Source organism: Chania multitudinisentens RB-25 (assembly GCF_000520015.2).
Classification (GTDB): Bacteria; Pseudomonadota; Gammaproteobacteria; order Enterobacterales; family Enterobacteriaceae; genus Chania; species Chania multitudinisentens.
Genome location: NZ_CP007044.2, coordinates 2,767,358 through 2,788,405 on the forward strand (window position 1 = coordinate 2,767,358; position 21,048 = coordinate 2,788,405).

22 protein-coding genes and 2 pseudogenes are annotated in these 21,048 nt (G+C 53.5%); 15 read left to right on the plus strand and 9 right to left on the minus strand.

The annotated features are described in order from the left end of the window. Positions 1-18 precede the first annotated feature (18 nt). Positions 19-1,452 (minus strand): MocR-like pyridoxine biosynthesis transcription factor PdxR, encoded by a 1,434-nt coding sequence (pdxR, locus tag Z042_RS12120; RefSeq protein WP_417903504.1) that lies wholly within the window; start codon positions 1,450-1,452, stop codon positions 19-21. Positions 1,453-1,545: 93 nt separating this feature from the next. Here pdxR and Z042_RS12125 point away from each other — a divergent pair, with 93 nt between their 5' ends. Further along, positions 1,546-1,998 (plus strand): rhodanese-like domain-containing protein, encoded by a 453-nt coding sequence (locus Z042_RS12125; RefSeq protein WP_024913479.1) that lies wholly within the window; start codon positions 1,546-1,548, stop codon positions 1,996-1,998. Here the strand turns inward: Z042_RS12125 and Z042_RS12130 are convergent. After that, positions 1,995-2,348 carry a hypothetical protein gene (locus tag Z042_RS12130; RefSeq protein ID WP_154666950.1) on the minus strand — a complete coding sequence of 118 codons (354 nt, stop codon included), beginning with the start codon at positions 2,346-2,348 and terminating at the stop codon, positions 1,995-1,997. The two genes, Z042_RS12125 and Z042_RS12130, sit on opposite strands and share 4 nt — an antisense overlap. Positions 2,349-2,396: 48 nt before the next feature. Between Z042_RS12130 and Z042_RS12135 the strand changes: the two are divergent. Continuing rightward, a pseudogene (locus tag Z042_RS12135) lies at positions 2,397-2,750 on the plus strand (IS6 family transposase); the annotation flags it as partial. 65 nt (positions 2,751-2,815) lie between these two features. Beyond that, positions 2,816-3,253: a ParB N-terminal domain-containing protein gene (locus Z042_RS12140; RefSeq protein WP_024914504.1), complete on the plus strand. Its 438-nt coding sequence runs from the start codon at positions 2,816-2,818 to the stop codon at positions 3,251-3,253. Between the two features lie 69 nt (positions 3,254-3,322). Here the strand turns inward: Z042_RS12140 and Z042_RS12145 are convergent, their stop codons facing one another. Then, positions 3,323-4,531 (minus strand): IS256 family transposase, encoded by a 1,209-nt coding sequence (locus tag Z042_RS12145; protein WP_025297168.1) that lies wholly within the window; start codon positions 4,529-4,531, stop codon positions 3,323-3,325. 279 nt (positions 4,532-4,810) lie between these two features. Next, positions 4,811-5,248 carry a ParB N-terminal domain-containing protein gene (locus Z042_RS12150; protein WP_024914504.1) on the minus strand — a complete coding sequence of 146 codons (438 nt, stop codon included), beginning with the start codon at positions 5,246-5,248 and terminating at the stop codon, positions 4,811-4,813. A 69-nt stretch (positions 5,249-5,317) separates the two neighbouring features. Here Z042_RS12150 and Z042_RS12155 point away from each other — a divergent pair. Further along, positions 5,318-5,671, plus strand: a pseudogene (locus Z042_RS12155) (DDE-type integrase/transposase/recombinase); the annotation flags it as partial. A gap of 16 nt (positions 5,672-5,687) precedes the next feature. On the opposite strand, the gene Z042_RS26275 reads toward Z042_RS12155, so the two are convergent. Continuing rightward, complete coding sequence (locus tag Z042_RS26275) at positions 5,688-5,876, minus strand: hypothetical protein (RefSeq protein ID WP_024914474.1); 189 nt, start codon at positions 5,874-5,876, stop codon at positions 5,688-5,690. 169 nt (positions 5,877-6,045) lie between these two features. Here Z042_RS26275 and Z042_RS12160 point away from each other — a divergent pair, with 169 nt between their 5' ends. The 5 genes from Z042_RS12160 to Z042_RS12180 all read left to right on the plus strand — a co-directional run bounded on the left by Z042_RS12160 (position 6,046) and on the right by Z042_RS12180 (position 10,906). After that, a complete protein-coding gene (locus tag Z042_RS12160; RefSeq protein ID WP_024914475.1) occupies positions 6,046-6,417 on the plus strand; it encodes a hypothetical protein in 372 nt (123 codons plus the stop codon). Positions 6,418-6,466: 49 nt separating this feature from the next. Next, a complete protein-coding gene (locus Z042_RS12165) occupies positions 6,467-8,503 on the plus strand; it encodes a protein-disulfide reductase DsbD family protein (RefSeq protein WP_024914476.1) in 2,037 nt (678 codons plus the stop codon). Next, positions 8,500-9,204 (plus strand): DsbA family protein, encoded by a 705-nt coding sequence (locus tag Z042_RS12170; protein WP_024914477.1) that lies wholly within the window; start codon positions 8,500-8,502, stop codon positions 9,202-9,204. Before Z042_RS12165 ends, Z042_RS12170 begins: the two co-directional genes overlap by 4 nt. Continuing rightward, on the plus strand, positions 9,197-9,697 hold the full coding sequence (locus Z042_RS12175; RefSeq protein ID WP_024914478.1) for a protein disulfide oxidoreductase: 501 nt from the start codon (positions 9,197-9,199) through the stop codon (positions 9,695-9,697). The genes Z042_RS12170 and Z042_RS12175 overlap by 8 nt, the downstream gene beginning before the upstream one ends. A gap of 219 nt (positions 9,698-9,916) precedes the next feature. Further along, the gene (locus Z042_RS12180; protein ID WP_024914479.1) at positions 9,917-10,906 is read left to right on the plus strand and encodes a DMT family transporter; all 990 of its coding nucleotides are present in this window, start codon (positions 9,917-9,919) and stop codon (positions 10,904-10,906) included. Positions 10,907-10,935: 29 nt separating this feature from the next. Here the strand turns inward: Z042_RS12180 and Z042_RS12185 are convergent, their stop codons facing one another. From Z042_RS12185 to Z042_RS12195, 3 genes are read right to left on the minus strand one after another with little or no spacing between them, the layout of a single operon-like run. Then, positions 10,936-12,456, minus strand: coding sequence for a tripartite tricarboxylate transporter permease (locus tag Z042_RS12185; protein ID WP_024914480.1), 1,521 nt, complete (start codon positions 12,454-12,456; stop codon positions 10,936-10,938). A gap of 11 nt (positions 12,457-12,467) precedes the next feature. After that, on the minus strand, positions 12,468-12,899 hold the full coding sequence (locus tag Z042_RS12190; RefSeq protein ID WP_024914481.1) for a tripartite tricarboxylate transporter TctB family protein: 432 nt from the start codon (positions 12,897-12,899) through the stop codon (positions 12,468-12,470). A 15-nt stretch (positions 12,900-12,914) separates the two neighbouring features. Continuing rightward, a complete protein-coding gene (locus Z042_RS12195) occupies positions 12,915-13,895 on the minus strand; it encodes a Bug family tripartite tricarboxylate transporter substrate binding protein (protein ID WP_024914482.1) in 981 nt (326 codons plus the stop codon). A gap of 123 nt (positions 13,896-14,018) precedes the next feature. Between Z042_RS12195 and tctD the strand changes: the two genes are divergently transcribed. After that, positions 14,019-14,693 (plus strand): transcriptional regulator TctD, encoded by a 675-nt coding sequence (gene tctD, locus Z042_RS12200; RefSeq protein ID WP_024914483.1) that lies wholly within the window; start codon positions 14,019-14,021, stop codon positions 14,691-14,693. Next, positions 14,680-16,092 carry a sensor histidine kinase gene (locus Z042_RS12205; protein WP_024914484.1) on the plus strand — a complete coding sequence of 471 codons (1,413 nt, stop codon included), beginning with the start codon at positions 14,680-14,682 and terminating at the stop codon, positions 16,090-16,092. The genes tctD and Z042_RS12205 overlap by 14 nt, the downstream gene beginning before the upstream one ends. Positions 16,093-16,095: 3 nt before the next feature. Here Z042_RS12205 and Z042_RS12210 read toward each other — a convergent pair whose 3' ends face one another. Then, a complete protein-coding gene (locus tag Z042_RS12210) occupies positions 16,096-17,007 on the minus strand; it encodes a DMT family transporter (protein WP_024914485.1) in 912 nt (303 codons plus the stop codon). A gap of 108 nt (positions 17,008-17,115) precedes the next feature. On the opposite strand from Z042_RS12210, the gene Z042_RS12215 reads away from it, so the two are divergent. The 4 genes from Z042_RS12215 to truA all read left to right on the plus strand — a co-directional run bounded on the left by Z042_RS12215 (position 17,116) and on the right by truA (position 21,008). Further along, positions 17,116-17,889 (plus strand): AraC family transcriptional regulator, encoded by a 774-nt coding sequence (locus Z042_RS12215; protein WP_024914486.1) that lies wholly within the window; start codon positions 17,116-17,118, stop codon positions 17,887-17,889. 74 nt (positions 17,890-17,963) lie between these two features. Continuing rightward, the gene (locus Z042_RS12220) at positions 17,964-19,097 is read left to right on the plus strand and encodes a DUF3410 domain-containing protein (RefSeq protein ID WP_024914487.1); all 1,134 of its coding nucleotides are present in this window, start codon (positions 17,964-17,966) and stop codon (positions 19,095-19,097) included. 79 nt (positions 19,098-19,176) lie between these two features. Then, complete coding sequence (locus Z042_RS12225) at positions 19,177-20,187, plus strand: aspartate-semialdehyde dehydrogenase (protein WP_024914488.1); 1,011 nt, start codon at positions 19,177-19,179, stop codon at positions 20,185-20,187. Next, positions 20,187-21,008 carry a tRNA pseudouridine(38-40) synthase TruA gene (gene truA / locus Z042_RS12230; RefSeq protein ID WP_024914489.1) on the plus strand — a complete coding sequence of 274 codons (822 nt, stop codon included), beginning with the start codon at positions 20,187-20,189 and terminating at the stop codon, positions 21,006-21,008. Before Z042_RS12225 ends, truA begins: the two co-directional genes overlap by 1 nt. The last annotated feature ends 40 nt before the right edge of the window (positions 21,009-21,048 follow it).

Here is a 21,048-nt window from a genome sequence, read left to right on the forward strand (position 1 = left end):
GTCCAACGTAATAACGGGTTAGCCACGGGCAATTTTACTCAGTTGCTCAACGGCGGCGCTGATTTCTCCAGGTGTCAAAGCCGAGAAGCCGAGTAACCAACCGTCGCGCCGTGCCTGCGGCGTGATGAACTGTGCCGCTAAACCGGGGGTGATCACCCCCAATTGCCGGGCTTGCCGGGTTAACGTTGCTTCCTGGCCGGGCGGTAACCAAACCGCCAGTTGTAACCCTCCACCAGCCGGTTGTGGTGTGGCAAAGGTTTTTAAGTGCTGTTCTACCTGTGTCAGCAACCAATCGCGGCGGCTGCGGTAGAGCTGGCGCAGGTAACGGATATGTGCCGCAAAATGCCCTTGCTGGATAAATTCTGCCGTTACCGCCTGCATCAATTGCGCACTGTGGCCGTCATACAAGGTGCGGGCGGTGGTGAAGGCGGGCACCAAAGCGGGCGGCACAATCAGGTAGGCCAGCCGTAGCGAGGGGAATAGCGTTTTGGAAAAAGTGCCGAGGTAGAGCACATTGCCATGGCGATCCTGGCTCTGCATAGCGGGCATCGGTTGCCCATCGTAGTGAAATTCACTGTCGTAATCATCCTCGATGATCCAGGCTTGCTCACGCCGCGCCATTTCCAGCAGGGTCAACCGGCGTTCCAGATTGAGTGCCACCCCGGTGGGGTAATGATGTGCGGGGGTCAGATAAATCAGGCGTGGAACGGGCAAGGTGTTATCGGGCCGCAGACCTGCTTCATCAACGCTGACGGGGTTCAGCTTGGCCCCGGCGCTGATAAAGGCATTTCTGGCACCGAGATAGCCGGGTTCTTCCAGCCACACGTTATCGCCATGATCGAGCAACAACGTAGCGATCAACTGTAATGCCTGCTGTGAGCTGGTCAGCACGATAACCTGCTGCGCATCGCAGTTTACCCCGCGGGTTTGACCAAGATAACCGGCAATGGCTTCACGTAGCGGCAAGTAACCTTGTGGATCGCCATAGCGCAGCAGCTTTTCACCACGCACGCGCAACTGCTGAGCGGTGAGGTGTTTCCACAGTTTTAGCGGAAAAACCCGTAACTCCGGCGAACCGGCGGCAAACGGCAAGGGCTGTTGCGGATCACGGCAGCCACCGGTTTGCACAATAGCATCGCCACGCTGTGACAGCCGTAACTGGCCGACGGTTTTACGCAAAGGCGCAGGTTTGATGATACGAACGGCAACAAATGTCCCTTGGCCCACCCGGCGTTGCAGATAACCTTCGGCTTCCAACTGTGCATACGCCGCTTCGGCGGTGACGCGCGAAATTTTCAGATCGGTAGCCAAGATGCGTGAAGAGGGTAACCGTTGGCCTGCGCTTAACGCACCACTGTGAATGGCGCGGCGTAGGGTGCTGCAAACACGTTCACGCAGCGTAACGGCGGTATTTTCTGGTTGTTGAAACAGCGTCAGCAATACCTGATGCATAATCGGTCTTATCAATGTGATGAAATTGGCATTAAATATAAGACCAAAATCAGGCACGCTTGTCATCTGTCTTGACTTACAGGAAGCATTACCATGACCGTTTCTTCACTCGTTTTGGCTTTCCCGCCAGGCACGGCGGCGCAGAGTTTGCAATATCTGGCCGCTAAACTCAGTTATTACACTGACTCAGCGGATGTGGCAGAAGATCTGCGCCACGGCATCAGTGACATCGTGGTGATTGATACCCGCACCGAGGCACTGTATGCCGCCGGGCATATTCCGGGGGCGATCAGTTTTCCGCATCGTTTGATGGATCAAGGCAGTACCGCCGCATTGGATCGGGATAAGGTGTATGTCACTTATTGTGATGGCATAGGCTGCAACGGTTCCACCAAGGGGGCTTACAAGCTGGCCGCTCTGGGGTTCCGGGTGAAAGAGCTGATCGGTGGGCTGGATTTCTGGCAGCGCGACGGTCAGCCACTCGCCACCGGCCATGAAGCGGGAACGATGCAGGGGCAGAACGCGCCAGCGGAGTGCGGTTGTTAAAACACCCAGACGAACAAGACGAGCAGCACCAGGACAAGAGCAATCAGCACCAGTGGTTTACTGATTGTGGATTGTAACGATGGTGGCAGCATGGCGATCAAGGGGTGAAACAGAGGCTGCGGGTTTTCACTGTGTGGCGGCGCAGCATGCTCACCTTTCGCCAAACGGCGGCTGAACAGTTGCTGAATGACATCATTCATCTGTACAGGAGTCAGCGGTGTATTAAGGCCGCTGTTGAAACGGAGCTGGCAATAATCGCTAATCTGCTGTTGTTCCTGCGGATCGGCGGACTGTTTCAACGTTGCCAACACATGGTGCAATGTAGGGGCATTTTGTGGGTTGTGTCGCATTAAGACTTAGTTGGGTAACATGCTGTTTTTTTACGATACAACCTGGCCATGCATCTGCTCCGAAAAGCCTTCAGTCGCGTGCATTACCCCACTGATGTTATCGCTCAGTGTGTTCGCTGGTATCTGGCTTACGCCCTGAGCCTGCGCAATTTGGAAGAGATGATGACTGAACGCGGTATTGCCGTTGACCATTCCACGTTACACCGCTGGGTTATTCGTCTGGTACCTTTGTTGGATAAGGTATTTCGCCGGCATAAGCGTACCGTGGGTCGGCGGTGGCGTATGGATGAAACCTACATAAAAATCAAAGGCCAGTGGAAATATTTGTACCGCGCAGTGGATACTGCTGGCCAGACCATCGACTTCCTGCTGACGGCCAAGCGTAATGCAGCTTTAGCAATGGTCTCTCTGCTAAAAACTCTATAGATTAGGAGTCGATTATGTTTAGCTAATGGGTGGGAGGATGTATGTTTAAAGTAAAGCTCAGGCCAGTCAAAGCCAGAAGTGTTACAGATGAGTCAGGGGTATCTTCTTTAGCTCTAGCAGGAAATGAGAGCGAGTTTAATACAGATATCTTAAAAGGTGACCCCATCGGAAGACGTGACATTGGATTAAATGTACCTCTACCCGCACAACCTGAAGCTTTCAAAAAAGTTGTTACTGAAAAAGTTGAACAATTTAAAAAAAATGGCGTAGCGATGACTATTGATGTCTGGAAAGATCAGCAATCCGGTTTGACTTATATAATGGATGGCCAGCACCGATTTATAGCCGCAGCGGTATTAGGAATGCCAGTAAATCTCAATTGGAAAAAACTTGGTATACGACCAAGCCAGGTTGATTGGGGGGGGACGAAATATATAGAAGGCGTTCCTGCTAAGGATAAAATAAAGCAAAAAAACTAGACAAGTTTTATGGTATCCCGTAGTGAAATTAAAAGAGCCTGTCCATAATTCTGTGTAACTGCCAGCGTATTAAAGGTGACCGTTTAGACGATCACCGAACTCGATAATAAAACGACTCATCGCCAATCGCCAGTTCTGGATCGGCATACTCCATTTTTTCGACGCCGCCTCGATCGCCAGATAAATAACCTTCCTCACCGAGTCGTCTGTCGGGAACACTTTACGCTTCTTTATCGCCTGCCGGATAACGCTGTTCAGCGATTCTATGGCGTTGGTCGTGTAGATGGCCTTGCGGATATCTGCGGGATAACCGAAGAACGTATTGAGATTTTCCCAGTGACTACGCCAGCTTTTGCTGATTTGCGGGTATTTTTCATCCCACACACCCGCGAATTTATCTAACGCCATCAGGGCTGCCTCCTCAGTCGACGCCTGGTACACCGTTTTCAACCCGCTGGTGACTGCTTTGTAGTCTTTCCACGACACGTATTTCAGACTGTTACGCACCATGTGGATAATGCACCGCTGGATGTGGGTTTGCGGATAGACGCTGTTTATCGCGTCGGGGAAGCCCTTCAGGCCGTCTATACAGGCAATCAGGATGTCTTGAAGGCCTCTATTTTTCAACTCAGTCAGCACATTGAGCCAAAACTTCGCCCCTTCATTCTCGGCCAGCCACATACCCAGCAGCTCTTTTTTACCCTCGGTATTAATCCCCAGAGCCAGGAACACGGCCTTGTTGATGACACTGCCATTATGACGCACCTTCACCAGGATACAGTCAAGATAAACAATGGGGTACAGTGAGTCCAGTGGCCGGTTTTGCCACTCGGTGACCTGTTCTTTAACGGCATCGGTGACTTTGGATATCAACGTGGGTGACACATCAGCATCGTACATCTCTTTAAACGTGGCGACGATTTCCCTCGTGGTCATCCCTTTGGCATATAAAGATAAAATCTGGCTGTCCATCTGGGTGATACGCGTCTGGTTTTTCTTGATTAATTGAGGCTCAAAGGTGTTTTCGCGGTCCCGGGGTGTATTCAGCTCGACCTCGCCATCATCAGTGAGCAGCGTTTTGGACGAGTAACCATTACGGGTATTGGAGCCTGCTTTGGGGGCATTTTTCTCATGGCCGAGGTGCTCGGTCAGTTCAGCATTCAACGCTGTTTCGACGGTGAGCTTGGTCAACATACGAGAGAATGCATTGAGATCGGCTTCGGTTTTGAGGCCTTTGGCCAGTTCGGTAGCGAGTGCCTTAAGTTTCTTTTCGTCCATAATTTGCCTGTCTCCATTGTCAGGAAGAACATATCAAAAACAGGCAATTACACAATTTAAATTACAGTCTCGCTTGTTCATCGGCAGAACAATTTTATCTTCTGGTTGCCTAAATAATCGGCAGCATCATCTTTGCTGACTTGCCGTCGTTAACGCGACAGAACCTCTTAATGCGACACAACCGTGGTTTTTTTGTTTACAGGGTATGAGATTACGACGAGAAGAAAAGGATCACAAGAAGATCCTTTTAATTTCACTACGGGATACCATAAAACTTGTCTAGTTTTTTTGCTTTATTTTATCCTTAGCAGGAACGCCTTCTATATATTTCGTCCCCCCCCAATCAACCTGGCTTGGTCGTATACCAAGTTTTTTCCAATTGAGATTTACTGGCATTCCTAATACCGCTGCGGCTATAAATCGGTGCTGGCCATCCATTATATAAGTCAAACCGGATTGCTGATCTTTCCAGACATCAATAGTCATCGCTACGCCATTTTTTTTAAATTGTTCAACTTTTTCAGTAACAACTTTTTTGAAAGCTTCAGGTTGTGCGGGTAGAGGTACATTTAATCCAATGTCACGTCTTCCGATGGGGTCACCTTTTAAGATATCTGTATTAAACTCGCTCTCATTTCCTGCTAGAGCTAAAGAAGATACCCCTGACTCATCTGTAACACTTCTGGCTTTGACTGGCCTGAGCTTTACTTTAAACATACATCCTCCCACCCATTAGCTAAACATAATCGACTCCTAATCTATAGAGTTTTTAGCAGAGAGACCATTGCTAAAGCTGCATTACGCTTCTTTCGCAAGGCCATCCGGCACCACAATGAACCTGAAGTTGTGACCATTGATAAAAGTGGAGCCAATACAGCAGCGCTGGCGACGCTAAATGCCGATAAAGCCGAAGATGAAACTATCACTATCAGGCAGAGCAAATATTTGAATAATCTGATTGAGCAGGACCATCGAAATATAAAACGGCGAACCCGACTGATGACGGGATTTAAATCATTTCGCCGGGCGTAGACGATAATGGCAGGCATTGAATTAATTCACATGATACGCAAAGGGCAGCTTGAGCATCCGCAAGGGAATGGGTTGTCATCGGCAGAACAATTTTATCTTCTGGTTGCCCAAATAATCGGCAGCATCATCTTTGCTGACTTGCCGTCGTTAACGCGACAGAACCGGCCGGGCTGAGCGCCATGATTTTTAAGACCAGTTTTTCAAGCTGGGTACGCTGCGCCGGAGAGAGGGGCGCATCTGGGTGAACAGTGCTGTTCTGGAGTGGAGGAGGATTGAGAGGATTGGGGGCACCAGGGCCACTCAAAGGTTGCATATCACCTCTCCTGCGTGGTGTAAAAATCGGATACTCGGTGTAAAGCGCAGTGCTGATGAAGAATGATACCTGTAATTGGCTGCTATCAAAGACATTTCTTTACAGGCTAAAGCGTTGCTTATCTCGTTTACGCCGCTAAGATAAACGCAGATACGGGATTGGAGATGTCATGGTTCAGCGGCAGCGAATTGCAAAATGGTTTTTATACCTGGCTTGCTTGGTGGTGCTCACGTGCATCACCCAGCGTATGGCCAGTTTGCATGCGTTGCAATTGGCTATCAACTTGCCTACCACTGCCAATGTCAGTCAGATCGCCGTAACCGCGGATGAGCCTGAAACTACGACCACCGCTTGCGAACTGAGTGCCAAATCGCTGCTGGCGGCACCGCCAATAATGTTTGAAACCGTGCTGTTTGGTTTGGGGATGTTGCTGGTATTGCTGGCCCCCATTTTTGCTCCGCGTTTGCGTATCCCCCCTCCTCGAGTTATTTCTCCTACTACCCTCAGGGTGCATCTTCGGTTATGCGTGTTCCATGAATGAGTTAATCCCCTGCATATTCGGTGATTAATTTATTTTTTGGAGAAAAAACATGTTTAATATCATTAGGCTGGCTTTTGCTTGCCTGTTATTGCTGTGGCTGCCTACGTTACAGGCAGCAGATAGCGGTTGGCTGCAAAGCCCACAAAACGATCACGCTAAAGTCAGGTTGCGTGCTGACAGCAGCAAAAACGGTGAAACCCGAGTGTTGCTGTCTATTGAGTTGGAAAAAGGCTGGAAAACCTACTGGCGTTCGCCAGGCGAAGGGGGGATCGCTCCCGCTATTACCTGGCAGGGCAATCCACCGCCGGCGATCTGGTTCTGGCCAGTACCTCAACGCTTTGATGTGGCAGGCATTTCTACCCAGGGCTATCACGATCGGGTGACATTGCCGATGGTATTTAAAGGGCCTAAGCCACAGCAGCTAGCGGGGACGTTAACGCTATCAACCTGCAAAAACGTCTGTATTCTGACCGATTACCCGTTCAATCTGGATCTCAATACGCCAAATGATGCGCAGTTCAACCATGATTTTGCTCAGGCGATGGGGCAGGTGCCAATTGCCAGTGGGTTGGTTGACAGCATCCGTGCCGGTTATCAAAACGGTGAATTGCAGCTCAGCGTTGAGCGTGCCGCGGGTTGGCAACGGCCAGAATTGTTCTTTGACACGCTGGAAGATGCCGCTTTAGGGGCACCAAAAGTGAACCATGACGGTGAGCATCTGCGGGTGCGAGTCCCGGTTAGCGATGGCTGGGGTGAGGCAGCCCCCGATCTGCGTGGGAAAACGCTGCGCTTGGTGGTGAGCGACAGCGGGATGGCGCAGGAAGCCACGCTGACTATCGGTGAACCGCTCGGGTTTTCTCCACTGACCGGGTTCCCACTGTGGCAAGCGGTGCTGATGGCATTAGCCGGTGGTTTTATCCTGAATATGATGCCCTGTGTGCTGCCGGTGCTCGGGATGAAGCTGGGTTCGATTTTGCAGGTAGAACAGCGCGATCGGCGCAGCGTGCGTTTACAATTTCTGGCGTCGTCATGCGGCATTGTGGCGTCGTTTATGGCGCTGGCGTTATTGATGACGCTGCTGCGGCTGGGTAATTATGCGCTTGGTTGGGGTATACAGTTTCAGAACCCCTGGTTTATCGGTTTTATGGTGCTGGTAACCGGGTTGTTCAGTGCCAATTTGTTTGGTCTATTCCATCTGCAACTCTCTTCTTCGTTGAATACCCGATTGGCAACCCATAACGGCCATGGCCTGAGCGGGCATTTTTGGCAGGGAGCTTTCGCCACGCTGTTGGCAACGCCCTGTTCTGCACCTTTCCTGGGCACGGCGGTAGCGTTTGCGCTGGCAGCGCCGTTGCCGGTGTTGTGGGGAATGTTTATGGCGCTGGGTATTGGCATGAGCTTGCCATGGTTAGTGATTGCCGCCTGGCCCGCTCTGGCGCTGTGCCTGCCACGGCCTGGCCGCTGGATGAGCGGGGTACGGTTGGTGCTCGGCCTCTTGATGTTGGCCTCTTCATTATGGTTGCTGAGTTTGATGAGTAACCATATTGGCGTGACCCCGACGTTGATCGCGGGAGTGATATTGTTGTCAGGTCTGTTGTTAGCAATCTGGAAACAGCTTGGATGGCGCACGGCGGGCCTGGTGACAGCCAGCATTGTGGGCATGGCGGGCATGCTACTGCTTATCGCTTCGTTCACCAGCGGTGGGGGGCGGCAACCGCTGCATGATGATATCGCTTGGCAGCCGTTGTCTGAGCAGGCCATCACTCAAGCGCTGGCAGAACATAAGCGGGTTTTTGTCGATGTTACAGCTTCCTGGTGTGTTACCTGTAAAGTCAACAAACTCAATGTATTGATGCGAGATGACGTGCAAAAGGCTCTCCGAGCAGAGGATGTGGTAGCGCTGCGCGGCGACTGGAGCCGACCTTCTGATGCGATCTCGGCTTTTCTGAAACAGCGCGGTAGCGCAGGCATCCCATTTAACCAAGTTTATGGCCCCGGTAGCCCGAACGGTGAAGTGATGTCGCCCTTGCTTACCCGTGATGCCGTATTGCAAGCCCTGTCCAACGCTAAAGGAACCGAACAATGAAAACGTTACTCATCTGGCTGCTGTTGGTGGTGACCCCTGCCTGGGCCGTAACATCTTTTACTGCTGAACAGGAAGCGCGTATTAAGGAGCTGATCCGTGAAACGCTGGTGACCAACCCGAGTATTCTGGCGGAGGCGGCTGATGCTTGGCAGCAACAATCTACCGAGCAAAAAATCACACAGCATAGTCAAGCGCTGTTCGACGATCCGGCCAGCCCCCGTTTGGGGGTTAAAAATGCCAAACTGACGCTGGTAGTTTTCACTGATTACAACTGCCCCTATTGCAAACAGTTTGACCCACGGTTGGAGAAGCTCATCAAGCAATATCCCGAGGTGGCGCTGGTGGTAAAGTTAGTACCATTCAAGGGGGAAAGCTCGGTCAGTTCAGCGCGTGTTGCTTTGACCACCTGGCAACAACATCCCGAACAGTTTTGGGCGCTGCATGAACGCCTGATGGCAAAAAAAGGCTTTCATGATAATGCCAGTATTGCTGCGGCTCAGCAGAAAACGGGCGTGATACCGGTAGCGCCGAGCGAACAGAGTCTGGTTACGCTGCGTACCAATATGCAATTGGCGGAACAACTGGGTGTGCAGGGTACGCCCGCTACGCTGATTGGCGATCAGATGCTGCCGGGGGCCGTCTCCTATGAAGATTTGGAGGCGATAGTGAAGCAACAGTTGGCGAAGGTGAAAAATGGCTAGGTTAACGCGCTGGGCGCGTGAACTGTTGATTTTGGCGCTGATGTTACTGGTTATGGTGTTGATTGTGGATTTATGGCGTGCGCCGCAGGCACCGCCAGCCTTCGAGCAGCAGCTCTTGAAAACGCTTGGCGGTGAATCAGTGTCATTGGCACAACTGAGCCGGAATAAACCTTTATTGGTTTATTTCTGGGCGAGCTGGTGTGCAGTCTGCCGTTTTACTACGCCAGACGTCGCCAAACTGGTGGCAGGCGGCAGTAATGTGTTGACCGTGGCGCTGCGTTCCGGCAGTGACCAGCAGGTTGAACGATGGCTGGCAGGTAAAAAGCTGCAATTACCGGTGATTAACGATCCACAGGGGAGTTTGTCGGCACAGTGGCAGATTGGCGTCACGCCAACCTTTGTGGTGATTTCGCAGGGGAACGTGGTACAAAGCACCACCGGTTGGACCAGCTACTGGGGCATGAGGTTGCGATTATGGTGGGCAGGTATTTAATCGGGAGGTGATCGGTTGCGCCCCTAAAATCACCCGGCTTAGCCGGGTGGTTCCTGGTTTAATGAATCCCGCCATCAGGCTGCGGGCTGCAATTCCTGAGCGGTGAGGGAGGCAGATATTGTCACCAGATAAACAATCTGTTTTTTGCTACCGGTGCTAGAATGTGACAGCGTTAAAAGCCTAGCCAGCGCGGTTATCTGATGGATATTTGAGGAGACTATGTCATTACCAACGGAGCTTTCCGCAGAGCCGAGGGTGGCCGGTGGGCACATTTTACCGGGCAGAAGCCAAGGCTATGTGATTGCCATTATCAGCGCCATGCTGTTGGCGTTTACGGCGATCATTATCCGAACGCTGACGGAGTATTTTCATCTACCGACTTTCGTGCTGGCTTTTTGGCGCGCTGCGTTAGTGGCTGTGGTGCTGTTGCCGTTGCTGCTGTTTTTTAAACCGGAGTGGGTCCGTTTACAGTATAAGCAAGCGCTGTTCTACGCCGGTTACGGTCTGTTACTGGCGCTATTCAACGGGTTGTGGACGCTTTCGGTTGCCCTTAATGGCGCGTCGATAGCCACTATCCTGACTTATTGCTCAGTAGGCTTTACCGTATTTCTCGGTTGGGTGATGTACAACGAGCGCCTTAGCCTGCGTGAGTTACTGGTGATTGCTGTCAGTCTGGGGGGCTGTTTTTTGGTCAGCAACGGCGACAGCATGGGTAACCAGCGCTTCGATCTGTTGGGATTGATGGTGGGTATGCTGTCCGGTATTGGCTATACCCTGTATACCCTTGGCGGGCGTATTGCCAGCGAACGGCATTATCCGGTGTGGAATACCATTCTGTATGTATTCGGTTTTTCTGCGGTTTATCAGTGGCTGTTTAACGCCATGCTGGCAATTTTCCCTTTAACGGCATTTCAGGGCATGACCGGTGACTTGTGGTTTCTGTCACAAGGCGCACAGGGTATTCAGTGGAATGGCTGGCTGCTGTTGGTGATGTTGGCCGCTGGGCCAACGTTGCTGGGATTCGGCCTGTATAACATTAGCCTAAAAACCCTGCCACTGGCGGTGGCTAATCTGATCCTGTCGCTGGAGCTGGTATTCACGGCGGTAATTGCCTATTTCCTGCTGGGGGAAAATATGAACTCACTGCAATTGCTCGGCGGTGCGCTGGTGATGGGTGGAGTGCTGATGCTGAAAAAGCGTGAAGGGTGAAAAGGGGCCATGCACGGCCCCTGAATACCTTACTCTGCCTTAGCGGCTTCCACGGTAATGCTGCGGCGCTTGCGGAATCTGCGCAGCAACAGCGGCAATACCAATACGGCAACGGCTAATACCAGCAGGCTCTGCGCAATGCTGCTACCCCACAGAATGCCAAATTCACCATTGCTGATAGACAGCGCACGGCGCAGGTTCTGCTCCAGCATTTCCCCCAGTACAAAGCCCAGGATCAATGGTGACATCGGGAAGTGCATTTTCCGCAACAGGTAGCCAAACACGCCAAGCCCGACCATCAGCAGCAGGTCGAAAGTGGTGCTGTGAACGGCATAAACCCCTACCGCAGAAACGGCGGCAATGGCTGGCACCAGGAACCACAGCGGCACGGTCAACATCCGGGTGAACAGGCCAATCAGTGGGAGGTTCATGATCAGCAACATTACGTTGGCAATCAGCAGCGCGGCGATCAGCCCCCAGACGATATCTGGTTGCTCGGTGAACATCGCTGGGCCTGGAGTGATGTTATACAGCGTCAAGGCTCCCATCATTACCGCAGTAGTGCCGGAACCCGGTACACCCAACGTCAGCATCGGGATAAACGAACCGCAGGCTGAGGCGTTGTTGGCCGCTTCCGGTGCCGCTACGCCACGGATATTCCCTTTACCGAAGGAGTCGCTGTTACCGCTGATTCTTTTTTCGGTCATGTAAGTGAGCGCACTGGCGATGGTGGCCCCTGCGCCCGGCAAAATCCCAACAAAAAAGCCGATGAACGAGGAGCGCAGAGTAGGGCCAACGCATTCGGCAGCCTCTTTGCGGTTGAACAGCAAGCGGCCGGTTTTGCGGATCAGTTTCTGGCCAGAGCTGGTGCTCTCCAGCATCAACAGGATCTCACTGACGGAGAACAGGCCAATCACCACCACGATAAACTGAATACCGTCGGAGAGGTGTACGCTGTCGAAGGTGAAACGATAAACGCCGGTATTGGCATCTACCCCCACCGTCGCCAAGCCCAGCCCGATCAGCGCCGCTAACAGCGACTTCAGCGGGTTCTGGCTCATCATGCTGCCCAGGCAGGCGATGGCGAATACCATCAGCGCGAAGTATTCCGCTGGGCCAAAGGCCAGCGACCAGCGCGCCAGCAGCGGGGCGAACAGGATGATCCCGATGATGGCAATCAGTGAGCCGACAAAAGAGCTGACCGCTGAAATCGACAGCGCCACGCCAGCACGCCCTTGCTGCGCCATAGGGTAACCATCCAGGGCGGTCATGATGGCGGCGGCATCGCCCGGCACATTGAGCAGGATCGATGAAATTCGCCCACCATATTCACAGCCGATATACACCGTGGCCAGCAGGATCAACGCCGATTCGGCGGGTAATTTCAGGGCAAATGCCAGCGGCAGCAGGATCGCCACGCCGTTGATCGGCCCCAGGCCAGGCAGCAAGCCGACGATGGTGCCGACAAAGCAGCCGATCAGCGCGATCAGCAGATTCTGTGGAATCAGTGCCACTTCGAACCCTTGAGACAAATACATCCAGGTTTCCATTATTGCCTCCGTTAGTTCAGCCAAGCGCCGAGTGGCAGTGTGACATCAAGTAAATGATCAAAGGCGTAAAATAGTGATACCCCCATTACGGCGCCAGAGATTAAGGCGGCGATTACCGTAGCCTGGAACAGCAGGCCGATGCTGAAGGTCAGCAACGCCGTTGCCAGCGGGAAGCCGAGCCACTCAAATCCCCAGGCGTACAACATCAGTGTGACGATCAGCACCAGCAAACGTTGCAGTACCTTCTTATTGGGCCATTCGATGAGCTGTGGCCTGCTTAACAGCAGCAGAGCTGCACACAGAACCATCAGGCCCAGAATGGCTAGCGGGAAGGGGCGTGGCCCCAAGGGTTCATAACTGTATTCGGTTTGAATGCCCCAACCGATGAACAAACCACCGAGACATAGCAATAACCAGACACTGGCAAAAATGCGATCGCTCATGGGGATACCTCTGGGTTATTTGGCCAGACCGAAGTCTTTTGCCTGCTCGCGGTACTGATTCACCTGGTTTTTCACGTAGGTATCCAGTTCCTGGCCAGTCAGGTTGAACTCAAACAGGCCGCGTAAATCGCGCTGCTTTTTGAATTCGTCAGTAACCATGGTTTTCTTGAAGGTGTCGATCCACCATTGATACTCTTCTTCGCTGACCTTCGGGCCCACGTAGAAACCGCGGATGATCGGCCAAACGAGGTTGAATCCCTGTTCTTTGGCGGTAGGCACGCTGGTCAATTCACCCGGTAGGCGTTGGTCGGCATACACCGCCAACACGCGGATTTTATCGCCTTGCAGATAAGGCACCATTTCGCTCAAATCGCCGGAAACAGCCTGAATATGATTGCCCAGCAGGGCGGTAACGGTTTCACCACCGCCTTCAAATGCCACGTAACGCATTTTATGTGGATCGATCCCCACTTCACGCGCCAGCAACGCGGTTTTCATCCAGTCTTGGCTGCCAATGGAAGCACCAGCACCAAACACCACGCTGTTCGGATCTTTTTTGAAGGCATCCATCAGGTCTGGCAGCGTTTTATAAGGCGAATCAGTGCGCACCGCGATCATGCCGTAATCGGTGCCAACGGCGGCCAGCCATTTCACGTCATCCACGTTATAGCGGCCGAACTTTCCTTGCGACAGATTCAGCAATGAACCGCCAGAAAATGCCACCACGGTGCCAAACTCTGCTGGTCGCTGGGCGACGATGGCGTTATAGGCGACGGCCCCCACGCCGCCGGGCATGTAGGTGACACGCATGGGTTTTTCGATAGCCTTGGTTTCCTGTAATGAAACCTGAATCAGTTTGCAGGTGAGATCGAATCCTCCGCCGGGTTTGGCCGGGGCGATACATTCAGTGCGGCTGGGTGCCTCAATAGCAAACGCCGGAGCGGTAGTGAACAACAGAGCAGTTGCGGTAAGCGCAAGATTGATTGTTTTTTTCATTGCCTTCCCCATTGGTTTTTCTTGCAGATTGTGAGAATTCCCGCTGACACGGAGTTGCTAAATTGTTAAAACAATAACCTTTCATTTACCTTTCATTGACAATGAAAGTTTACAGGATGTGATATGCGTCTCTTGTTGGTAGAAGATCACCCTGAGTTATCCCATTGGTTACAAAAGGCACTGACTGGCCTGGGTTTTGCGGTGGATGTGGCCGTGGATGGGCTGGCGGCCGATCATCTGTTATTGAACGAAAACTATGCGCTGGTGGTGCTGGACGTGGCTTTGCCACGCTTGAATGGCCTGGATTTGCTGGCACGGTTACGCAAACGCGGGCAGGAATTGCCCGTATTGCTGCTGACGGCGCGCACCGACGTGGCTGACCGGGTGAAAGGGCTGAATCTGGGCGCTGATGATTACCTCACCAAACCGTTTGAGCTGGACGAACTGGAAGCCCGCATCCGGGCACTGTTGCGCCGCAGCGTTGGCGTGATACAGCAAGCGTTGAAGTTCGGCAGGCTGACTTACCATGATGAAGGGTATTTCCTGTTGGAAGATAAGCCATTGCAACTGACGCCGCGTGAGCTGGCCGTGCTGACCGCCCTGATCCATCGCCGTGGCCGGCCCGTGGCTAAACAGCAGCTGTTTGAGCAGGTATTTACCCTTTCTGATGAGGCGAACCCGGAAAGTATCGAACTGTATGTGCACCGGGTTCGTAAGAAGCTGCAAGGCAGTGATGTGGCGATTGTGACGCTGCGTGGCCTGGGTTACAGCCTGGAGTTGTGCGATGCCATGGTTTAAAGCCCCGCGTTCGTTGTTCTATCAGTTACTGTTGTTCTTTGGCTTGCCGTTATTGGTGTTGGGAGGGATCTCGATCTATACCCACTATTTCAGCGCGATGAATGCTGCAACGCTGGCTTACGATCGCACCCTGCTGGCTTCGGCACGCACGGTGGCAGAGCGGCTGGTGGTACGTAATCAGCGGTTGGAAGTGGACGTTCCCTACGTGATGCTCGATAGCTTTGAGCGCAATATGAACGATCAGCTTTACTATCAGGTGATTTCGCCAGAAGGCAAAAGTATCTCTGGTTACAGCGATCTGCCGGTGATGCCCGCTTATATTCCGCGTTCAAGCCTTTATCCGGCGTTGGTGCATTTTTACGATGCGCACTATCGTGGCCGCCCGATCCGCGTTGCAACGCTGTTTCAGCCGGTGAATGAATCCGGCGTGATGGGGATGGCCACCATTCTGGTGGCGGAAACGCTGGAATCCCGGCGCTATCTGGCGCAGCAGATGCTGTTGGCGGCGTTGCTCAGCCAAGGGACGGTGGTGATACTGACGCTTACCTTGGCTTACGTACTGTTGAAAAAAGTGCTGAGGCCGCTGCGCAAGCTTTCCGGCATGATGCTGCGGCGCGATCCTGGGGAACTGACGCCCTTGCCGATGGTGTTGCCGTGGTCAGAAATGCAGCCGTTGCTGCTGGCGTTTAATCGCTATATTGAACGGCTGCGGGTGATGGTTGCGCGCCAGGAGCGTTTCAGTGCCGATGCTTCTCATCAGCTCCGCACGCCGTTGACGGTATTGAAAACCCAGGTGGGCGTTGCGCTGGCTAGCGATCGGCCTGAACAATGGCGTGAAAGCCTGGAGGGGATGAGTATCACGTTAGACAGCACGGTGGCGCTAACCGACCGCTTACTGCATCTTTCGCGCCTGAAAGCGCATGAACGCCATGCCGAGCGCCAGCTGCAACCGGTCAATCTGGCGCAGGTGTTGCGAGATGCCTGTTTCTCCCGTTTGCCACAGGCGCGCAGTAAGCAGATCGACTTGGGCTATGAAGGCGTTACGGTGTGTTGGGTGGCGGGGGAAGGGCTGTTATTGACCGAGCTTTGCGCCAATCTGCTGGATAATGCGCTGAAGTACACCCCACGTCATGGAATAGTGACTGCACGCTTGATGATGGAAGAGCGGCAAGGATGGTTGGAAATTGAAGACAGCGGGCCGGGTATTTCTCAGGAACATACCCAGGCCGCGCTACAGCCGTTCTATCGGTTGGATAACGTAGGTGAGCAATCGGGAGCCGGGTTGGGGCTGGCGCTGGTGAAAGATATTACCCATTACCATGGCACCCGCCCGGAACTGTTGACCTCGGCTACGCTAGGTGGCCTGTTGGTGCGGGTGCGCTTTGCGTTATTGACTTGAACATTACTCTTTGCAGACCGTCTGTGTGGTTTCCGCCGTTTTCTTGCGCCCCAGCGGGGTACGCAAGCGTTGTGACAAGATCACACCCAGCAGGGTAATACCACCGCCAATCAGATGATAGCTTTGCAAATGTTCGTGCAGGAACAGCACGGCGATAATGGCGGTGAATACCGGGGCCAGATTCATAAAAATCGAGGTGGTATTGGCCCCCAGACGCATGACGCCCAGTATCCAGAGAAACGGTGCGAGGATCGAAGCCGGAATACCAGCGAACAAAACCAGTGGAATGTTCTGGCTGTTAAGTTGTACGTCCGGCGTCATCAGGAAGTTGGGCAGCAGCAACAGGACGCCGAACAGTATTTGTACGTACAAGGATTGCCAGTTGGGTAATGCGATCGCCCAACGTTTGGTCAGCACGCTGTATAACGCATAAGACGCTGAGGCGGCGAACATCATCAGTTCGCCTTGGCCGATGCCGTGCTCCAGCAACTGCCCCGGTTGACCCGCGCTCACCAGCCACATCAAGCCACCGAGCGACAGCAGGCTGCCCAGCACGATCCCTAACGTTGGGGCTACGCGCAGCACCACAATGCTGATTAAGACGGTTAATAATGGGATCAGCGAATTAAAAATGCCCATGAACAGCGCGCTGACGCTGTGCGCGGCATAATAGGACAGGCTCTGGTATAGCACCATGCCGAGCAGGCCCAGAATCATCAGTTTCCACCCATTGGCGCGCACGGTCGGCCAGTGGCGAATCACGCCCGGCAGTGCGAAGGGGGTCAGTACGATTAATGCCAACAGCCAGCGGTAGAAAGAGATGGCTGCCGGATCGATAGCCGTAGCGGAAACTTTGCTGACGACGGCGTTAATCGACCAAATGAGCACGGCCAACAGTGGAAAAAGCATGTTCATGATAACTATTCTCAACAACAAATAACTTGCTGGCTAGTCTACGCTTGTCCGATTTATTATATATAGTGATAATCAGACACTCTTTCGCGAAATCAAGACAATCTCACTATGGCCGAAACCCGCCATTATCCCACCGCAGAGGTGGCAGCACCGCGCACTTTGTTCTTCCACAGTGAAGAAACCAATGCGGATACCGAATATCTGCCGCATAGCCACGATTGGGGGCAAGTGATTTGCGTAAAAACTGGCGTGATCGCCCTGAATATCGCTGGGCAGCGTTTTCTGGCACCGCCAGAGTTTGCGGTCTGGCTACCGATTGGCGTGGAACATGCCAGCTATAACCGCCAACCCGCGCTGTTTCGCTCGATTAATATTGCCAAATCGCTGTGTGCCGGTATGCCGCAACAGGCCTGCTTGCTCAATGTGTCGCCGGTGTTCAGTTCGATTGTCGAACATTGCCTGGCGCGCCAGATGCTGGAACCAAAAACCAAACAGGATCTACGTCTGTGCCGGGTGTTGATCGACCAACTGCGTATCTCACCGATCCAACAGACCTATCTGCCAACCTCGCAAGACAAATTCCTGGCCCCGGTGCTGCAAGCTCTGGAACGTTGCCCATCAGACAATACATCACTGGCGTTGTGGGCCGGACGGGTGTACACCACGGAGCGCACGTTGTCACGCCGCTGCCAGCAGGAACTGGGGATGTCGTTCAGTGAATGGCGGCAGCGCCTGCGTTTTTTGCATGCGCTTTCGTTACTCGAACAGGGGAAAACCGTGCAGGAGGTAGCGCTGGATGTCGGCTACAGCTCGGCTTCGGCGTTTATCGTGATGTTTCAGCAGATTGCGGGCACCACGCCGGAACGTTTCCGTCGTACATAACAACGCTTGGGTTTCTGCGCCATTCGGTGGCACACTATTTTGCAGCTGAAACGCGAATCCCGTCGGAGAATAACGTGAAGATCCTGGTTGATGAAAATATGCCCTATGCGGTTGAACTGTTTAGCCGCTTAGGTGAAGTACAGGCCGTGCCTGGCCGCCCGATCCCACGCCACGCGTTGGCAGGGGCAAACGCGCTGATGGTGCGTTCTGTTACTAAGGTGAATCAAGAACTGCTGGCGGGAACGGGTATCGGGTTTGTCGGCACGGCCACGGCAGGCACTGACCACGTTGATGAAGCGTGGCTGCAACAGGCCGGTATTGGTTTCTCGGCGGCATCCGGCTGTAACGCTATCGCAGTGGTCGAATATGTGTTTTCTGCCTTGATGTTGCTGGCCGAACGCGATGGTTTTTATCTACGCGACAAAACTGTGGGCATCGTGGGCGTTGGCAATGTCGGTTCCCGTCTTGATGCGCGTTTGCAAGCGTTAGGGGTGCGTACCTTGTTGTGCGATCCGCCGCGTGCCGCTCGTGGTGATGTGGGTGAGTTCTGGCCGCTGGAGAAACTGGTGGCGGAAGCGGATGTGCTGACTTTCCATACCCCGCTGAACAAATCTGGGCCGTATAAATCTCTGCACTTAGCCAATGCGGATCTGCTTGACGCGTTGCCGGATGACCGCATCCTGATCAACGCTTGCCGTGGTGCCGTGGTACACAACGCTGCTTTGCTTAAGGTGCTGGAGCAAGGTAAACGGCTTAGCACGGTGTTGGACGTATGGGAACCTGAACCGGAGCTTTCCCTGCCGCTGCTGGATTGGGTGGACATTGGTACTGCTCATATTGCGGGCTACACGCTGGAAGGGAAAGCCCGTGGCACAACGCAGGTGTTCGAAGCCTTCGCCCAGCATCTGGGGCAGCCACAGTCAATCGAATTAGCCTCATTGTTGCCGGTTCCAGAGTTCAGTGAAATCCGCCTCAACGGGCCGCTGGATGAAGGCAAGTTAAAACGATTGATGCACTTGGTGTATGATGTGCGCCGCGATGATGCACCGCTGCGTGAGGTGGCTGGGCTACCGGGTGAATTTGATCGCCTGCGCAAACATTATCAGGAGCGCCGTGAATGGTCATCACTGCGGGTACAGTGTGATGACAGCGCCAGCGCGGAGCTGCTGCACAAACTGGGCTTCGGCGTTCAGTTAAGGTTGCCTTAAGTAAATGGGGTTAACCTCTATCCGGGCGATGGTGTTATCGCCCGTCTGCATGTGAATGAAATACTCTGGAGAAAACCCAATGTCTGACGGCTGGAATATCGCTCTGCTTGGCGCAACTGGCGCAGTAGGTGAAGCGTTACTGGAATTGTTGCAGGAACGCCAGTTCCCGGTGGGTGAGCTCTATCCTTTGGCCAGCGCTAATGGGGCTGGTGCAACGGTGCGTTTCAATGGTAAATCCCTGTTGGTGCAAAACGCAGAAGAATTTGACTGGTCGCAGGCACAGTTGGCGTTTTTTGTGGCGGGCACCGAGGCCGCCGCCCGCTATGCCGATGAGGCAGGCAACCAGGGGTGCCTGGTGATTGATACCAGCGGCCTGTTTGCGCTAGAGCCGGACGTGCCGCTGGTGGTGCCTGGCGTCAACCCGCAGGTGTTGGCGGATTACCGCAACCGCAATATCGTGGCGGTGGCTGATAGCATGGTGAGCCAATTGTTGACCGCCATTAAACCGCTGACCGAACAGGCCGGGCTGTCTCGTTTGCATGTCACTACGCTGATGTCGGTGTCGGCGCGCGGCAAAGTGGCGGTGGACGATCTCGCTGGGCAAAGCGCGCGTTTGCTGAACGGCATTCCTGCTGAACCGGGAGTGTTTGCCAAGCAATTGGCCTTTAACATGCTGCCATTACTGGCTGATGAACAGGGCAGCGTGCGTGAAGAGCGATTGATTGTCGATCAGGTACGTAAGGTATTGCAGGACGAAGGATTACCAATCTCAGTTAGCTGCGTGCAGTCACCGGTATTCTATGGGCATGCGCAAGTGGTGCATCTGGAAGCATTACGCCCGATTGCCGCAGAAGAAGCGCGCAGCGAACTGGAGCAGATGGATGACATCCAACTGAGTGAAGAGGACGATTACCCAACCCAGGTCACGGAAGCGTCCGGCAGCGATGCGTTGAGCATCGGTTGCCTGCGTAACGATTATGGTATCCCTGAAATACTGCAATTCTGGTCAGTGGCCGACAACGTGCGTTTTGGTGGTGCACTGATGGCGATTGAAACCGCCGAGCGCCTGTTGCAGGAGCAGATGTACTGATGTCTGAGGCGGAATTACCCACCCAGCCAATGCAGAAAATTGCGCTGGGGATTGAATACGACGGCAGCCGTTATTACGGTTGGCAACGGCAGCAGGAAGTGGCAAGCGTGCAGGCTTGCCTTGAGAAAGCCTTGAGCAAGGTGGCGGATGCGCCAATCACGGTGTTTTGCGCCGGGCGTACCGATGCCGGGGTGCATGCTACCGGTCAGGTGGTTCATTTTGAAACCGCTGCCCGCCGTCAAGAAGCGGCCTGGACGATGGGGGTGAATAGCCACCTGCCGCCGGATATTGCCGTGCGCTGGGTAACGGAAGTGAAGCATGATTTCCATGCACGTTTCAGTGCAACAGCGCGCCGCTATCGCTACATCATTTTTAACCATCGTTATCGCCCGGCGATATTACAACAGGGCGTCACGCATTTTTATCATTCGCTGGATGCTGAACGCATGCACCGTGCAGCTCAGGCGCTGTTGGGGGAGAATGATTTTACCTCATTTCGCGCCGTGCAATGCCAGTCGCGCACTCCCTGGCGTAACGTCAAGCAGATTAAGGTGACGCGCTACGGTGAATATATTGTGGTCGATATCAAAGCCAACGCCTTTGTGCACCATATGGTGCGCAACATCGTCGGTAGTCTGATGGAAATTGGCTGTGGTAATCAGCATGAAAACTGGATGGCTGAGTTGCTGGCGCTGAAGGATCGCAACCAGGCGGCTGCAACGGCGCGGGCAGAGGGTTTGTATCTGGTGGCCGTCGATTACCCTGAGCAGTTTGCTTTACCCCGGCCAGCGATGGGGCCGTTGTTTTTAGCTGATGATTAACCACCCGATGGTATAGACACCTGCACCGGGTAAGAGAATT

Bases quoted from the DNA above. Each gene is read 5' to 3' on its own strand.
- truA (WP_024914489.1), top strand. From the start codon at position 20,187: ATGTCTGAGGCGGAATTACCCACCCAGCCAATGCAGAAAATTGCGCTG.
- tctD (WP_024914483.1), top strand. From the start codon at position 14,019: ATGCGTCTCTTGTTGGTAGAAGATCACCCTGAGTTATCCCATTGGTTA.
- Z042_RS12165 (WP_024914476.1), top strand. From the start codon at position 6,467: ATGTTTAATATCATTAGGCTGGCTTTTGCTTGCCTGTTATTGCTGTGG.
- Z042_RS12150 (WP_024914504.1), bottom strand. From the start codon at position 5,248: ATGTTTAAAGTAAAGCTCAGGCCAGTCAAAGCCAGAAGTGTTACAGAT.
- Z042_RS12180 (WP_024914479.1), top strand. From the start codon at position 9,917: ATGTCATTACCAACGGAGCTTTCCGCAGAGCCGAGGGTGGCCGGTGGG.
- Z042_RS12125 (WP_024913479.1), top strand. From the start codon at position 1,546: ATGACCGTTTCTTCACTCGTTTTGGCTTTCCCGCCAGGCACGGCGGCG.
- Z042_RS12215 (WP_024914486.1), top strand. From the start codon at position 17,116: ATGGCCGAAACCCGCCATTATCCCACCGCAGAGGTGGCAGCACCGCGC.
- Z042_RS12205 (WP_024914484.1), top strand. From the start codon at position 14,680: ATGCCATGGTTTAAAGCCCCGCGTTCGTTGTTCTATCAGTTACTGTTG.
- Z042_RS12225 (WP_024914488.1), top strand. From the start codon at position 19,177: ATGTCTGACGGCTGGAATATCGCTCTGCTTGGCGCAACTGGCGCAGTA.
- Z042_RS12130 (WP_154666950.1), bottom strand. From the start codon at position 2,348: ATGCGACACAACCCACAAAATGCCCCTACATTGCACCATGTGTTGGCA.
- pdxR (WP_417903504.1), bottom strand. From the start codon at position 1,452: ATGCATCAGGTATTGCTGACGCTGTTTCAACAACCAGAAAATACCGCC.
- Z042_RS12160 (WP_024914475.1), top strand. From the start codon at position 6,046: ATGGTTCAGCGGCAGCGAATTGCAAAATGGTTTTTATACCTGGCTTGC.
- Z042_RS12140 (WP_024914504.1), top strand. From the start codon at position 2,816: ATGTTTAAAGTAAAGCTCAGGCCAGTCAAAGCCAGAAGTGTTACAGAT.
- Z042_RS26275 (WP_024914474.1), bottom strand. From the start codon at position 5,876: ATGCAACCTTTGAGTGGCCCTGGTGCCCCCAATCCTCTCAATCCTCCT.
- Z042_RS12145 (WP_025297168.1), bottom strand. From the start codon at position 4,531: ATGGACGAAAAGAAACTTAAGGCACTCGCTACCGAACTGGCCAAAGGC.
- Z042_RS12185 (WP_024914480.1), bottom strand. From the start codon at position 12,456: ATGGAAACCTGGATGTATTTGTCTCAAGGGTTCGAAGTGGCACTGATT.
- Z042_RS12190 (WP_024914481.1), bottom strand. From the start codon at position 12,899: ATGAGCGATCGCATTTTTGCCAGTGTCTGGTTATTGCTATGTCTCGGT.
- Z042_RS12210 (WP_024914485.1), bottom strand. From the start codon at position 17,007: ATGAACATGCTTTTTCCACTGTTGGCCGTGCTCATTTGGTCGATTAAC.
- Z042_RS12170 (WP_024914477.1), top strand. From the start codon at position 8,500: ATGAAAACGTTACTCATCTGGCTGCTGTTGGTGGTGACCCCTGCCTGG.
- Z042_RS12175 (WP_024914478.1), top strand. From the start codon at position 9,197: ATGGCTAGGTTAACGCGCTGGGCGCGTGAACTGTTGATTTTGGCGCTG.
- Z042_RS12195 (WP_024914482.1), bottom strand. From the start codon at position 13,895: ATGAAAAAAACAATCAATCTTGCGCTTACCGCAACTGCTCTGTTGTTC.